Origin of the sequence: Paenibacillus sp. PSB04 (assembly GCF_025809195.1) — a bacterium.
GTDB classification, from domain to species: Bacteria; Bacillota; Bacilli; order Paenibacillales; family Paenibacillaceae; genus Paenibacillus_AQ; species Paenibacillus_AQ favisporus.
Window position 1 is genome coordinate 4692895 of record NZ_CP081301.1, and the last position, 13419, is coordinate 4706313.

Here is a 13419-nt window from a genome sequence, read left to right on the forward strand (position 1 = left end):
CCTATCTTCAAAATGGAGACGGCTTAGTAGAGAATATTTGGACTTTTATAGGAGGGGAAGAGTATTTTCCATTTGCCATTAAACTTTTTCAGCGTGAAAGTAATATCTCTGGGTCTTGGTTTATTTTGCTCGGTTAATGCAACTAAGGCAACGTAACTGTCTTTTCCTAAAACAAAGAACTTTTTAATGGAGTAGCTCACGATTTGGTTTGAAATCGCATTTCGTTTATAACTTTCGAATGGCTCAGCAAATCCATTTTCAAAAACAATACATTGATAAGCTTCTTCGATATGTAATTGTTTTAGACTTCTAAGGTAGAAATCTAGGGTCTTTTCTGGATCAGACTTATGAATATAATCAAAGAATATAAACGCGATTGCAATAACAATGATGACTCCCATGACTCTTTTCGTTGTCACAACCACCTCCGTTTCAGTGATATCGCCCCATGTGATTATACATAATTTCTTGCATAACTTGTATAAAACTAGAGAAGAGATTGCAAAGAATGGAATACCCCTTGAATTCGGTCACACGTTGGAGCAGCAATTGCAGGGTCAAATCGATGCCGGTTTTGTCATTGCCGGGTTTTACGAAGATACCTTCGGAGGGGAAAAGCTCTTGGACCGCTATACAAACAGCTTTATTGCAACACGAGCCGTAAAACCTAAAGCATAATGGGTGTTTCTATATGTTGTTATAGGGCCAATCGTTGGGCTTTGTTTACGATTACAAGAACCGGATTCTCCTAGGGATCCGGTTCTTTTCTTTTTGTATTTCCTTGTATTTGCTATCATTCAAACTCTATCTTTTCCGAATTTTTAATCGGGCGAGTCCCTTGCCGTTTTCTTTGCGTGCCCAGTAAAAACAGTCCAAGCAGGATGGCGAGTGCAAGAAAGGCTGCGAACAACCGAAAACCAACATTCGTCGCATGAATAAGGGCATCCCTTGATGAACTCATGTCATGATTCTGGGCCCCCGACAACAAATGAGAAGCAACATCAGACTTCGCCACCCATTGAATGATGACGAGAACAAGCGCTTGGCTGATCGCACGGCACATATTGTAAACGGTCCAGAACACTCCTGATGCAGGTCCGGCTTGATTTGGTGGAGCCGCTGACAGCACAGCTTTCGCAAGCGATGGCCAGGAGAGCCCGGTTGCTGCAGATATAATCATAAGCGGAATGATGACAGCTGCCCTCGACATCTCGGGACCGAGCTGTCCGAGTAATAGGATGGAAAGACCGATTAGAAACGAACCGAGCAATATGATTCTTGCCGGGCCGAAACGGTCCGCAAGTTTGCCTCCTAATGGAGCCGTGAACAGTTGGGGTACGGATAAAGTGATCAACATGAGCCCTGCTTCCAAGGGACTGAGGTGTTGAACACCTTGCAAATACAGTGTCAATAGAATGGAAACAGCAAAATAACCGATGCAATAGCTTGCCGTGATTCCAAGCCCAATTGTATAATCCCGATAGCCGAGGAGACCTAGATCAAACAAAGGGTGTCGGACTTTTTTCTCAATGAAAACGAATGCGGTCCAAAGGAGAATTCCAAGCGCGAGCAGCCCAAGCGTTATCATCGTTGCCCAACCCCAGGATTGCGCTTCGGACAAGACAATGAGAAAAGCGGTTAATCCTGTCCCATAGGTAAGTAAGCCTGGCCAGTCCGTCCTGGCTTTTTGCAATTCCGCAGATTCTCTTAAAATAAAAAATCCGGCGATCAAGCCCAAGATTCCGAGCGGAACGATAACGTAGAACATGGAGCGCCAGCCGAACCCGCCGATGAGTGCCCCTCCAACAACAGGGCCGAGAAGAGAACCGGTCACCCATGCGATGTTGTTGATGCCAAGGGCTCTTCCAAGTTCTTGGGGAGGAAAGGTCCGCATCAGAATCGGGGTGGATGCTGCCATCGCCATAGCGGCCCCTGCTCCTTGCAGCAGACGAGCGAGGATCAACATCGTACCGGAACCCGCCATACCACAAAGAGCGGTAGCTACAGTGAATAAAGCAAATCCCCATAGAAAAATCCGTTTCGTTCCAAACATGTCTGACCAACGGCCGGCAGGAAGCAAAAATACAGTACTTGTGATGTAGAACGAGGTAAGCGTCCACATTCCAAGTTCCAGCGAAAGATGCAAATCCTCCATGAGCGGAGGGAGACCATTGACCACAATCGTCGCATCCAGATTCGTGATAAAGGAAACCAGCGTGACGACAAACAATACGGACCATTTACCCGATTTCCTACGTGTGATCATAAAGGCACCTCCTCGTTGGAATTGTTTCTCCCATGGTCCAACAGCCAGGATTTTTTTCGATTAGCACCTGATCATACGTATGTTTCAAGTCAGCCGATATCATGCTACTCCTCCTAAACGCTTTTTTCATCTTGCTTGAGGCTTTGCACAATTTTAACACTTCAGAAAATGAATGCCGCCGAAAATGGAGCATCTATTTTTGAGCTGTCTACACGCATTAGCTATTGACTCTCTCGCAAGGTGAAGGTTTATGATTACGGAGAAGGAAGAAGTCAGCGGCATCTAATAATATGATTTGAAAAAATATGGATTAGAAAGACGCTTAACATTAAGGGGTTATTAATGCGAGTGGATGAGGAGAAAAATACATGCCGAATACTTGTGTTTTATGCAACGCCGTTCTGCCTCAGGGGATCACCTGCGAATCGATTTTCAACGAATTTTTGGCACTTGAATTCAACGATCCCAGCTATGGACGGGTTCACTTTCTCACCGTTGCCTCCTACATGGTCCAACACCAAGGTTATAGCGATGAGATGTATGCTTGGGTCCAATCCGCATTACAGAAGCATTTGGAGGAAGGCTGCGCTACGGAGTTGATTCGCCAAGATATGGCCAAAGGACCCGGAAGCACGAAGGGGATTCGAAGGCCATTGGATGCGCAGCCTCTCCCCAAAATATCTTGGACCATGACGATCGCTGACGTGGCGGCGCAGATGTATGACGCCGAAAGCTATTGCAAGCTCATCGAGCAGTGGGGGCGTACTACGCTGAAAGAGATGGGACCCCTTGTTTTGAAAAAGATTTAAAACTTTTAATCATGAGCTAAGGAAAGCATCTAATTGTCGACGCATCTTTTCTCTGTCCATGACAGCTCCTGTCAGTTCCTGAGCGTATTTACACCTGACTTGAAGGACGGCTCGGTGGAGCGTCTGGCCATTTTGGCGGATCAGTCGTTGAAGCAAACATCTGCCGTCTTGAAAGGGTAGGAATAGACCGAAAAGAACATCCCCTGTACTGCAAAGTTTTAAGTGAGTCAGAGAACGATAAATTGCTTGTTAAGATCAGGGTATGAAGAAAGACCAGTTCACAGTTCACGCTGTGAAACTGGTTTTTTTGTTCTGTGATTGCAGGCTTAAGAGAGCAGTATCAGAGGACAAGAGCATGTTGCTGGTTATCTGAAATCAACATATTAAAAATTTATCAACTTTTTAAATAAAAATGTTTAATAAGTGTTTGAAATCATATAATCTGTATACATGGAAAGCAAATGAATTCAAAAATGGAGGCGTTTTCATGAATGGTTGGATTCAGGCGGGGTCGGTAGAAGAGCTTCGAAATCAAGGGCCGAAGTTGATCAAAGGGGGCATCGTCGTTTTTTATCACGAGGATCAAGTGCATGCGCTTGATAACCGATGTCCTCACCTCGGTTTTCCTCTCCACATGGGCAGTTTGTGCAATGGAATTTTAACATGCCATTGGCATCATGCAAGGTTTGATGTATGCAGCGGGGGAACGCTCGATCCTTGGGCGGACGATGTTCCTGTACATGATCTTACCGTTCATGACGGATTGATTTGGGTCAACCCAAGTTCCCGAAATGGCAATCAAGTACAACTGTATAAGGATCGGCTTCTAAGCGGACTTGAGCAAAATATCGGTCTTGTCATCGCGAAGGCCATCGTCGGATTAATGGAGGCGGGCGTTCCAGGGAAGGAAATCGCGGTGGTCGGGATCGAATTTGGAGTCAAACAGCGCAGGGAAGGATGGGGCTCCGGATTAACGATTCTGACTGCGATGACCAACATTCTGCCTAAGCTGGATAAGCAGGGCCAGATCCTTGCGTTGTTTCAAGGATTGCTGCACACGGCGCGCGATTCAGCCGGAAGCGGAACGCGCTTCTTGCTCGATCCGCTTCCGAATACAGACGTCTCCATAGAACGGTTAACGGAGTGGTACCGCGAGTGCATCGAGGTTCGGGATACGCGCGGCGCGGAACGGGTGCTTCTGACCGCCGTTCAGGCGGGGGCGGATGAGAGCCGGTTATTCTCCATGATGAGCATGGCGGCGACGGACCATTTTTATATAAATGGAGGCCACACGCTGGATTTCCACAATAAAGCTTTTGAGAGCTTGAAGTATGTCGGACACGATCAGCGCGCAGATGTCCTCGCTTCGCTCGTTCCGATGTTTGGGAACGCATCGCGCAGCGAGGAGCTTCACAGCTGGCAATCTCCGGTCAATTTGGTTCAGCCGTTGAAGGAAGCGTTCGAGGAGTTGTCCGGGAAGGGAATTTCATCTGGAAAAGGGGGCCTCGGCATTGACGAGGAGGAACTGCTTCAAGCGCTGCTCGGAGACGATCCGCTTCGGACGGTTCGCTTGTTAAAGGAGGCTTTGCTCGGCGGCGCCTCTCCGGTGCGTATATCACAAATTGCCGCATTGGCTGCGGCTGAACGGATCGTCCGCTTCCATATCCATAACGATTTCGGAGACTGGATTTCGGTACTGCACACGTTCACCCATGCTCACGCGGTTCATGAAGGCTTGATTCGTTCCGCCGATCCAGGGCTGGTTCGGGGGATTTTTCATACGGCGGTTACCATTTACCTCGACCGGTTTTTGAATATCCCGGCTGCCCCGAGACCAAGTGCAGTTAGCGCGAGCGAAGAAGTACCGCAGCCCTCGGAACTGCTGGAGATTCTCGATAAGCAGCAGCAAGTGGCTCCGGCGGCGGCATGGGTGATGCGTTACCTGCGCAGCGGCGGTAAGCCGGAGCCATTATTCAACGTCCTGGGTCATGCACTGCTGCGAGAGGATGCGGAATTCCACTCCTTCCAGATGTACGAGGCAGCCGTGGCGGAATATGACCGCTGGGCATCCGAGTCTGGGCCGTTTGCTGAGAAGGCGTGCGAAACGCTGATCCTTGCAGTTACCCGTTATTTGGCAGCGCATGCTCCGACTTCCCGTGAGCTGCCTCATACGGCGAAAATTGCATGGCGGCTCCATCGCGGAGAGAAATTGTTCGAGGAAGAATAGGGGATTCGGTGACTATGTCATTCCTGTGATATAGAATGAATTGTGCTGAAAATAGGCTTTCGATATGATCGGTGGCCTATTTTCTTTTGTATAGAAAAGAGATCATGTCTATTGAGAGCTGATTTAAGCTGTAGAAGATATAGCGATGTAATTACATAATATTTTTTTGTAATGTACGTGGCTTTTTGGCTCCCTCTGGTGTCTAATTCATTGTAAATCAAGAGGAGGTTCACATCATGTCAGGAGCTCACGACACAAAACCTGTTTATCCGGATGAACAGGCGGTCATCACAAGCTTTGAAAGGGCGTATGAGCAGTATCGTCAAAGAATCCGCAACTATTTTTCGCTGAAATTAAACCCGATGGTTGCGGATGACTTGACTCAACAGGTATTTTTGAAAGCTGTCGAAAACATTCAGAGCTTTAAAGGCAGCTCTAATTTGTTCACGTGGATATTTAAGATTGCTCAGAATACGGTCAAAAACGAATACCGGAGGTTGTCACGAAAAAAAGAATCTCCTTTTGATTTTACAGATTATGAGTCTCAGTCGATCTCCCTTGAGTTTACAAAATTTGTTGATTTTCGGATTGATATTGGAGCAGCGCTAAAAGAATTAGATGAGGTTGACCAAGAAATAATTTCACTACGTTTTTTTGTGGATTGCACCTTATCTGAAATCTCCAAAATCGTTGGAATGCGTGAGAGTGCCGTAAAGAACAGATTGTACAGATCACTGGAAAGACTGAAAAAGGAATTGAAAGAATGGGGGGAAATTACCATCATGTCTATTCAAGATTTGATTTCAATTGTAGATAAGGGTGGCAGTGAGAGCACGGGCAAACGTTTGAAAAAGGTTCAACAAGATTTGTTTGCTGAACTCAGCAATAATGTAGAGCGTATCTCGACAAAATACAACCACCATCCATCACAAAAGATAGTGATTGAAATATACCCGGATCTTCCAACGTTTCATCGAGCTGTAGGTGAAGCTGATGCACCCAATTGGTTTATGGGCACATATGAAGGACATATTCTTAAAATCGTATCACCGTTGAATCCAGGACCTGAGCATACGTATCAATCCATCCTGAAAAGCACGGTCCATCTGTTCACCATGTGGTTAATCAATGAAATTAATCCAGCGGCTCCGAAATGGATTAGGCAGGGGATAGGCGGATACGAAGCGAAACAAATGACTCAAGACTTTATTAAAGGCTCGACAGAAGATGCCATCCGCAATTTGGCGATCCCGTCATTTGATGAGTTAAATAACGATACTTGGGATTTTGAAACGATGAAAGGATTCCAGTTCTCCTATATGTTCGTCGAATTTGTTGTTGGGCAATATGGAATGGATACATTAAACAAAGTGATCCGTAATCCGCATGATTTTAACGGAATCTTTCAATGTTCGGAATTGGAACTGCATAAGAAAATGGTTGAGTATATCAGTGGATGATTGCCTGTATAAGGGCACCATCTGAGGTTGAAAATCACCGGCACGTATGCCGGTGATTTTTTTGTTGAACGTTCTATTTTACAAACCATTAAAGCGCTTAAGCATCTGAATAAAAGCCTCCAGGCTGGAGTCGTCCCAGTCCGAAATGCGGTGATAAAATTCAGCTCCTTTTTCATTCATGGCCAGAACGGTTTTGTCGCGTCCCAAATCAGTTACAGACAGCACGACGCCGCGGCGATCATGGGGGTCGGGTTCACTATGAACATAACCTGTTTTTTTGAGCTGGGCGACGAGTCTGCTTACGGAGCTGCGGTCCATAGCCAAGGAATCAGCCAATGAGGTAGCGCTGGACGGACCGTAGGCTAGAAGCCATCGAACCAGCAGAAACGCAGCGGGCTGCAAATTCGGATCAAATACAGCCGCCGTTTTTACATGAAGGGCATGGGATGCGCTTAACAGGGCATTTAACTGCTGACCAAGATGAAGTTCCAGCTGCGCTCTCCCGGTTTCGTGATTGTTGTTGTCCATAATAAACTCCCATCGATTCCAAAATAGTTGACATATATCAAATAAATAAATATAGTTGAGATATATCAATTATATGAAAGATATAAGCACTCATCAAGTTCAATGCATCCAAGTAAGGAATCGGGGAGGAATGAATCATGTCAGAGCCAATTATTGCGATAACAGGGGCGACGAGAGGCTTAGGACAACTGGCAGCCATTAGCCTGGCTAAGCAAGGCGCCCATCTCATATTAACGGCGAGGAGCGAAAGGGCAGCGGAAATAACGAGAGATATACTTAGCCAGCATGCCCCCAACGCAAAGGTGGACTTTTTTTTCGGTGATCTTTCACTCATGGACCAAGTCAGACAGGTAGGGGATGAAATACGCTCGGCTTATCCTAAAATTGATGTATTGGTAAACAATGCAGGCTTGCATGGTTTCGAGCAACGTATTACCAAGGATGGATACCCGGAGATGGTAGCGGTCAACTATTTAGCGCCGTGGCTGCTGACGCATCTGCTGCTTCCTTCGCTGAAGAATGCTGAGCAAGCAAGAATTATTAATGTAGCTTCCGAAGCCTCCCGCCATCACGGGGAACTTAAGCTGCCCCAAGACCTTACGGACACCGCGGAGTTTTCGCGATGGGGTTCCTCCAAGATCTATGGAAAGACGAAGCTGTTGAATATCATGTTTACGGGTGAAATGTCGCGGCGGTTGGACGGAACAAGCATCACGGTGAATGCGCTGAATCCCGGTTTCAACGTAACGGGCCTGGGTCGTGAGCTAGCGTTTTCGTCGGTTCTCGAGAAAGCATTGCGATTTTTAAAAATTGGGGATCCGCGGAGAGGTGCGGGGATCATCGTTCAATTGGTCACGGATTCAAGGTATCGGGGCGTCACTGGCGGATATTTTAATGTCGGTTCCGGGAAAGCGATCACTCCAGTGCATCCCGGCGGGGATTCCAACACGCAAAGGCTGTTATGGAATGCCACTGAATCATTGTTAAAGCCCTATTTAAAAAAACTTTGAGATCATCTTGCTGAGATGGTGCGTGTTACAATTACGATGAAAAGGGGAAGGGCGATATTAAGAAAGACGAAAACCCTGCCGGCTATGTGCTGGCAGGGTTTGGTTGAATCTAATTCTTTTGCTCGGTCAATATGATCGGTCCATCCGCAGTGATGGCGATCGTATGCTCGTACTGCGCAGAAAGTGAGCCGTCGGCAGTTCTGGCAGTCCATCCGTCGGCATCAACCGTCATGAATGCTTTTCCGGCATTGATCATCGGCTCAATCGTCATAACCATTCCTTCCTTCAAGCGGAACCCTTTGCCCGGCTTCCCGACATGGGGATAATTAGGTTCCTCGTGCATCTCCCGTCCCACTCCGTGACCGAGCAGATCCCGCACGACCGAGTAGCCGTTGCGCTCCGCATGGTTTTGAACCGCGTGCATCACATCGCCGATCCGGTTTCCGACGACGGCCTTTTCGATACCAAGGTATAAGCATTCCTTTGTTACCCGCATTAAATTACGGGCTTCTTTCGATACCTCGCCAACTGTATAGCTCCAAGCTGAATCGCCGATCCAGCCATCCGCCTCCGCGACGATATCGATGGTGACGATGTCGCCTTCCTTGAGTGGCTTAGGGCTCGGAAAACCGTGCGCAATGACGTCGTTGACAGACGCACAAGTCGCATACGGATATCCGTTGTAGCCGACCGTATAAGCCCTGGCGTTATTCTCCTTCAGGAACCGCACAGCGAACAACTCAATGTCGAGCGTTGAGACTCCCGGCCGGATCATTCCCGCAATGGCTTGATGAAAAGCAGCGACAATTCGGCCGGCTTTTCTCATTTGTTCAATTTCCGCTTTCGATTTCAGGGTGATCATTCCGTTTATCTCTCCTTTGCCTGTATGCCTGAAAAAATCACGTCAATGATTCCTTCGACATCCATCTCGTTGCGCATATTGTGGTGGATGTTCAATGCTGCACAGCCAACCAGCGAGCCAAATATCAGATTAGCTGTCTTCTCCGATGACTTGGAACCGACTCCTTCACGGATCATTTCCGCAAACGGCATATAGATCCGCTCCTGAAAATGGTCAGACAGCTTGATAAACCGGTTACCAGGGAAGTGATGAAAATTATCCGCAACCGTCTTAAGCAATATAAATACGGAGGGATCTTGAATGCATTCCTTCAGAAGCAGCCTCGAGAACGATTCCGCTTTATGCAAACTGTTGCCGTCTCCGGTCAAAACGGGCTGTACTGCCGACTCCGTTCGATATAGGGCATCCCACAATAAATCTTCCAAAAGCATGTGCTTATTTTTGTAGTAATGATACACGGTTCCGTAGCCGAGCTCAGCCTTAACCGCAACATCGCGTATTTCCAATTGGATACCCTTCTCCAAATATACTTCCGCCGCTGCCTGCATAATTTGGTTCATCCGCATTTCCCGGATTGCGTCATTCTGTTCTTTGGTACGAGGTGACATGGCTCCTCCTTTTTTAGACCTGCAGTAATGTCAATGTAAAAACAATATACATCATGTGACGGATTTGCGCAATCAGAAAGAAATGCAGAAATGAAATGGTCATTTTGGGATACCGAGAACTGCGGGTGTAACGGGGTGCGGGCCATCGAGATTCTGGAGCAGCCGCTTTTTGTAGTCTGGATTCAAAAAATGTAAGACGACAAGAACATACACAGAGAATAGTCGCATAACTGCGACTTTTTTTTGTTTTTAACAATGCCTGGGTTGCAGGACGTTGTTTCAGCATTCAGAATACCCGACAATAAGAGGCAGCTTGTGATGGAAAATCAAATGTAAGCCTATTTTTGATAATGCGTCGGGAAACGCGTTGACAATACTAACTACTACGTGATACTTTATAGCGGTAGTAAGTATTACTTCATACCAGTCTCACAGAATAGCAAGGAGCGATTGTGTTGGAAAATTTAACGGAAATGCTTAAAGGCGTGCTTGAGGGCTGCGTCCTTGAAATCATAAGCCGCCAAGAAACCTACGGCTACGAAATTACGCGGCAGCTGAACGCCCTCGGCTTCACAGATGTTGTGGAAGGAACGGTATACACCATTCTGATCCGGCTTGAAAAAAACAAGTTGGTGGAGATCACCAAGAAACCTTCCGACATGGGACCGCCGCGTAAGTTTTTCGCGATCAACGACGCGGGGCGTGAGGAGCTGCGGAGGTTCTGGGAAAAATGGGAGTTTGTATCATCCAAAATAAACGAGTTAAAGGAGAAGGAAAAATGAATTTTTGGGAAAAAATCACCGGCAGCGACATGACCAAAGAAATGAAAGCTTTTGAATCGCGAGCCCAAAAGCTGCCTGCCGATTATCAAGCGGCGTGGAAAAAACTTAATGCCAACCTATGGGTGCATTCCGATTTTACCGGTCGCAACCTCATGCCGATTCTTGACGGTGTGCTAGGCCTGCTTGAAGAAACTGCGGCGGATGGCCAGAGTGTTCAAGAGGTTTTGGGTGACGACATCCAAGGCTTCTGTTCAGCGCTGGCCGGCGAAGAAGGGGCAAAGTCTTTTCGTGACAAGTGGCGCGAGCAGCTCAACCATAATATCGCCAAGAAATTAGGCAAATAGAAGGAGGATCACATGAGTATACGAGATATCATCGAAGGCAAAAAAGAGTGGCGGGCGCACGTGGCGCGAGTCAAAGCGCTCCCGCGGGATTATCAGATTGTGTATAAGGAGATTCAAAAATATCTCTTTAAAGTAGGCCCTGTTGAGCTAACCGAAGGGACCGGCTTACTCTCGGGAATTGTCGATCTTTTTGAAGAGGGTGCTGCCCTGGGGAAAGGCGTGCTCGAAGTAACGGGAAGAGACGTAGCGGCTTTCTGCGACGATCTCATCAAAGATTCAAAAACTTACGCTGACATCTATCAGGAATCAGTTGCCCGAGAAAGTAACAAAGCCATAAAAAAGGCAACGGATAAAACAAAGTAAAAGAGGGGTACCCGGATGGAAAAACCAATTGAAGTGAAAGGTCTGCGAAAATCTTTTAAGGACACAGAAGTTCTAAAAGGCGTCGATCTTGAAGTGGGGCGAGGTGAGATTTTCGCCCTGCTTGGCTCTAACGGGGCGGGCAAGACGACGATGGTCAGAATCCTCACCACGCTCCTCAAACCGGACGGAGGGACCGCCACCGTAAACGGCTGTGACGTCGCATCAAAGCCCGACCGGGTACGACAATCGATCAGCCTGACCGGGCAGTTTGCCGCCGTGGACGAAATATTGACGGGACGGGAAAATCTGATTATGATCGCCAAGCTGCGGCACCTCAAAAATCCGCGCCAGGTCGCGGATAGTATGCTGCAACGCTTCGGCTTGACAGACGCCGCTGACCGCAAGGCATCTACTTATTCGGGAGGGATGCGCCGCAGGCTCGACATCGCCTTGAGCCTTGTGGGCAATCCGCAGATCATTTTCCTCGACGAGCCGACTACCGGACTTGACCCCGAGGCCCGTATCGAAGTTTGGAAGACCGTCAAGGAACTTGCCGGCGGCGGCACGACGATCTTCCTGACCACGCAGTATTTGGAGGAAGCCGAGCAGCTCGCCGATCGTATAGCCATTCTGCATGAAGGCCGGATTATTGCGAGTGGCACGCTCTCTGAGCTGAAAAAGCTGTTCCCATCCGCAAAGGTGGAGTATGTAGAAAAACAGCCGACATTAGAAGAGATATTCCTCGCAATCGTCGGCAAGAAGGAGGCTATGTAAATGGAGACAGTCAAAAATCACTTTTTTAGCGATATGGGCGTTATGCTTGGACGTTCCATGCGTCATATTTTCCGCAGCATGGACACCATCATTACGGTCTGCATCACACCGATAGCGATGATGCTGCTGTTTGTCTATGTGTTTGGCGGCGCAATCCATACTGGTACGGATAACTATGTGAACTACCTGCTGCCCGGCATCCTGCTGATTGCGATTGCGAGCGGGATTTCCTATACGGCTTACCGCCTGTTTATGGATAAGCAGCGGGGCATCATTGAGCGGTTCCATTCCATGCCGATTTCGCGTTCCGCCGTGCTGTGGGGGCATGTGCTGACCTCGCTGGTATCCAACATGATTTCTCTTGTCGTCATCATACTCGTAGCGCTCATCATGGGCTTTCGTTCCTCGGCAGGGGTTCTGCCATGGCTCGCTGTAACCGGTATACTCGTGCTGTTTACACTGGCTTTGACATGGGTCGCAGCAATTGCCGGATTGTCCGGAAAATCGGTCGAAGGGGCCAGCGCATTTTCCTATCCGCTGATCTTCCTGCCATTTATCAGCTCGGCCTTTGTGCCGACCGATTCGATGCCGAAGGTCGTTCGCGCTTTTGCCGAAAACCAGCCGGTCACCTCTATCGTAGAAACCATCCGTGCACTATTGTCCAATCAACCGGTAGGCAATGATATCTGGATTGCTCTGACGTGGTGCGTCGGCATTATGCTCGTCGCTTATATCTTTGCGATGAGGGCGTATAAAAAGCGGGCGTAACATGGTCTTCTCCATCCTTCCTGCCATCTCGAATTCAGCAGACCTTTCAGTGAGATAGAACATAGCAAACCACCCAAGTTGGGATGTCAACCCGGGGTTCTGAGCATCTTATCCACGACTTCTGGGCTGCGGTCTACCAGGCAATCGAAGGTTAGCACCGATCATTCAATAGACTGACGCGGGCTTTTAATAAAACAGCAGCAGTCTGGACTATTGTTTTCTCGTCCTTGGCTGCTGCTTATTTATTAGTGACAATAGGGAGATTTTTGCTTGCGCCAGGCAACACCGCTAGACCCCACTTATCGAATACGGAAGAAAACACCAATATTTTTCTGTTCCGTAATGACAAACCCGTTTTTAAGCAGACAGAGTACAGCATCTTTTACGGGTGCCCCTACTTTTAAAGTACTGAGGCAAGGGGACGCGCTACCTATAATACGTACTTTGCCGATGTTGGCAAAATTCTTTTTGCTTCTGACGATAATGACCACATCCGGAAAACGGCTCATGATATCAGCTCCTAACTTGAAGTGGATATCATAAGGTATTCCGCTTCATGCAGGAATGCTTGGACACCGTGAAGTACTCGGGATGGGGGGTTGCCAATACGTTTCAGAC

16 protein-coding genes and 1 pseudogene are annotated in these 13419 nt (G+C 47.8%); 11 read left to right on the forward strand and 6 right to left on the reverse strand.

All coding sequences use genetic code 11. The annotated features are described in order from the left end of the window. Positions 1 to 23: 23 nt before the first annotated feature. Complete coding sequence (locus K2F33_RS21740) at positions 24 to 419, reverse strand: hypothetical protein (RefSeq protein WP_263878557.1); 396 nt, start codon at positions 417 to 419, stop codon at positions 24 to 26. A gap of 100 nt (positions 420 to 519) precedes the next feature. Between K2F33_RS21740 and K2F33_RS21745 the strand changes: the two are divergent. Further along, a pseudogene (locus K2F33_RS21745) lies at positions 520 to 678 on the forward strand (SAM-dependent methyltransferase); the annotation flags it as partial. A gap of 115 nt (positions 679 to 793) precedes the next feature. Here the strand turns inward: K2F33_RS21745 and K2F33_RS21750 are convergent. Continuing rightward, the gene (locus tag K2F33_RS21750; RefSeq protein WP_263878559.1) at positions 794 to 2266 is read right to left on the reverse strand and encodes an MFS transporter; all 1473 of its coding nucleotides are present in this window, start codon (positions 2264 to 2266) and stop codon (positions 794 to 796) included. Between the two features lie 368 nt (positions 2267 to 2634). Here K2F33_RS21750 and K2F33_RS21755 point away from each other — a divergent pair, with 368 nt between their 5' ends. The 4 genes from K2F33_RS21755 to K2F33_RS21770 all read left to right on the forward strand — a co-directional run bounded on the left by K2F33_RS21755 (position 2635) and on the right by K2F33_RS21770 (position 6762). Then, positions 2635 to 3075, forward strand: a complete 441-nt coding sequence (locus K2F33_RS21755; RefSeq protein ID WP_163875431.1) for a DUF5946 family protein — start codon at positions 2635 to 2637, stop codon at positions 3073 to 3075. A gap of 33 nt (positions 3076 to 3108) precedes the next feature. Then, positions 3109 to 3255 carry a hypothetical protein gene (locus K2F33_RS21760; protein ID WP_263878562.1) on the forward strand — a complete coding sequence of 49 codons (147 nt, stop codon included), beginning with the start codon at positions 3109 to 3111 and terminating at the stop codon, positions 3253 to 3255. 307 nt (positions 3256 to 3562) lie between these two features. Then, positions 3563 to 5302 (forward strand): Rieske (2Fe-2S) protein, encoded by a 1740-nt coding sequence (locus K2F33_RS21765; RefSeq protein ID WP_263878563.1) that lies wholly within the window; start codon positions 3563 to 3565, stop codon positions 5300 to 5302. Between the two features lie 236 nt (positions 5303 to 5538). Next, positions 5539 to 6762, forward strand: coding sequence for an RNA polymerase sigma factor (locus K2F33_RS21770; protein WP_263878564.1), 1224 nt, complete (start codon positions 5539 to 5541; stop codon positions 6760 to 6762). 78 nt (positions 6763 to 6840) lie between these two features. Here the strand turns inward: K2F33_RS21770 and K2F33_RS21775 are convergent, their stop codons facing one another. Beyond that, on the reverse strand, positions 6841 to 7290 hold the full coding sequence (locus tag K2F33_RS21775) for a MarR family winged helix-turn-helix transcriptional regulator (RefSeq protein ID WP_263878565.1): 450 nt from the start codon (positions 7288 to 7290) through the stop codon (positions 6841 to 6843). A 134-nt stretch (positions 7291 to 7424) separates the two neighbouring features. On the opposite strand from K2F33_RS21775, the gene K2F33_RS21780 reads away from it, so the two are divergent. Beyond that, positions 7425 to 8300, forward strand: coding sequence for an SDR family NAD(P)-dependent oxidoreductase (locus K2F33_RS21780; protein WP_412974008.1), 876 nt, complete (start codon positions 7425 to 7427; stop codon positions 8298 to 8300). Between the two features lie 109 nt (positions 8301 to 8409). On the opposite strand, the gene map is transcribed toward K2F33_RS21780, so the two are convergent. Together map and K2F33_RS21790 are read right to left on the reverse strand one after the other, a co-directional pair. Beyond that, the gene (gene map / locus K2F33_RS21785; RefSeq protein WP_263878567.1) at positions 8410 to 9162 is read right to left on the reverse strand and encodes a type I methionyl aminopeptidase; all 753 of its coding nucleotides are present in this window, start codon (positions 9160 to 9162) and stop codon (positions 8410 to 8412) included. 5 nt (positions 9163 to 9167) lie between these two features. Next, a complete protein-coding gene (locus K2F33_RS21790; protein WP_263878568.1) occupies positions 9168 to 9770 on the reverse strand; it encodes a TetR/AcrR family transcriptional regulator in 603 nt (200 codons plus the stop codon). Between the two features lie 473 nt (positions 9771 to 10243). Here K2F33_RS21790 and K2F33_RS21795 point away from each other — a divergent pair, with 473 nt between their 5' ends. From K2F33_RS21795 to K2F33_RS21815, 5 genes are read left to right on the forward strand one after another with little or no spacing between them, the layout of a single operon-like run. Then, on the forward strand, positions 10244 to 10552 hold the full coding sequence (locus tag K2F33_RS21795; RefSeq protein ID WP_313958198.1) for a PadR family transcriptional regulator: 309 nt from the start codon (positions 10244 to 10246) through the stop codon (positions 10550 to 10552). Further along, positions 10549 to 10896 carry a DUF1048 domain-containing protein gene (locus K2F33_RS21800; protein WP_263878569.1) on the forward strand — a complete coding sequence of 116 codons (348 nt, stop codon included), beginning with the start codon at positions 10549 to 10551 and terminating at the stop codon, positions 10894 to 10896. Before K2F33_RS21795 ends, K2F33_RS21800 begins: the two co-directional genes overlap by 4 nt. Before the next feature lie 12 nt (positions 10897 to 10908). Next, the gene (locus K2F33_RS21805; RefSeq protein ID WP_263878570.1) at positions 10909 to 11259 is read left to right on the forward strand and encodes a DUF1048 domain-containing protein; all 351 of its coding nucleotides are present in this window, start codon (positions 10909 to 10911) and stop codon (positions 11257 to 11259) included. Positions 11260 to 11274: 15 nt separating this feature from the next. Further along, positions 11275 to 12033, forward strand: coding sequence for an ABC transporter ATP-binding protein (locus K2F33_RS21810; RefSeq protein WP_076164790.1), 759 nt, complete (start codon positions 11275 to 11277; stop codon positions 12031 to 12033). Then, a complete protein-coding gene (locus K2F33_RS21815; protein ID WP_263878571.1) occupies positions 12034 to 12801 on the forward strand; it encodes an ABC transporter permease in 768 nt (255 codons plus the stop codon). Between the two features lie 299 nt (positions 12802 to 13100). Here K2F33_RS21815 and K2F33_RS21820 read toward each other — a convergent pair whose 3' ends face one another. Then, complete coding sequence (locus tag K2F33_RS21820) at positions 13101 to 13310, reverse strand: hypothetical protein (protein ID WP_076164794.1); 210 nt, start codon at positions 13308 to 13310, stop codon at positions 13101 to 13103. Positions 13311 to 13419 lie beyond the last annotated feature (109 nt).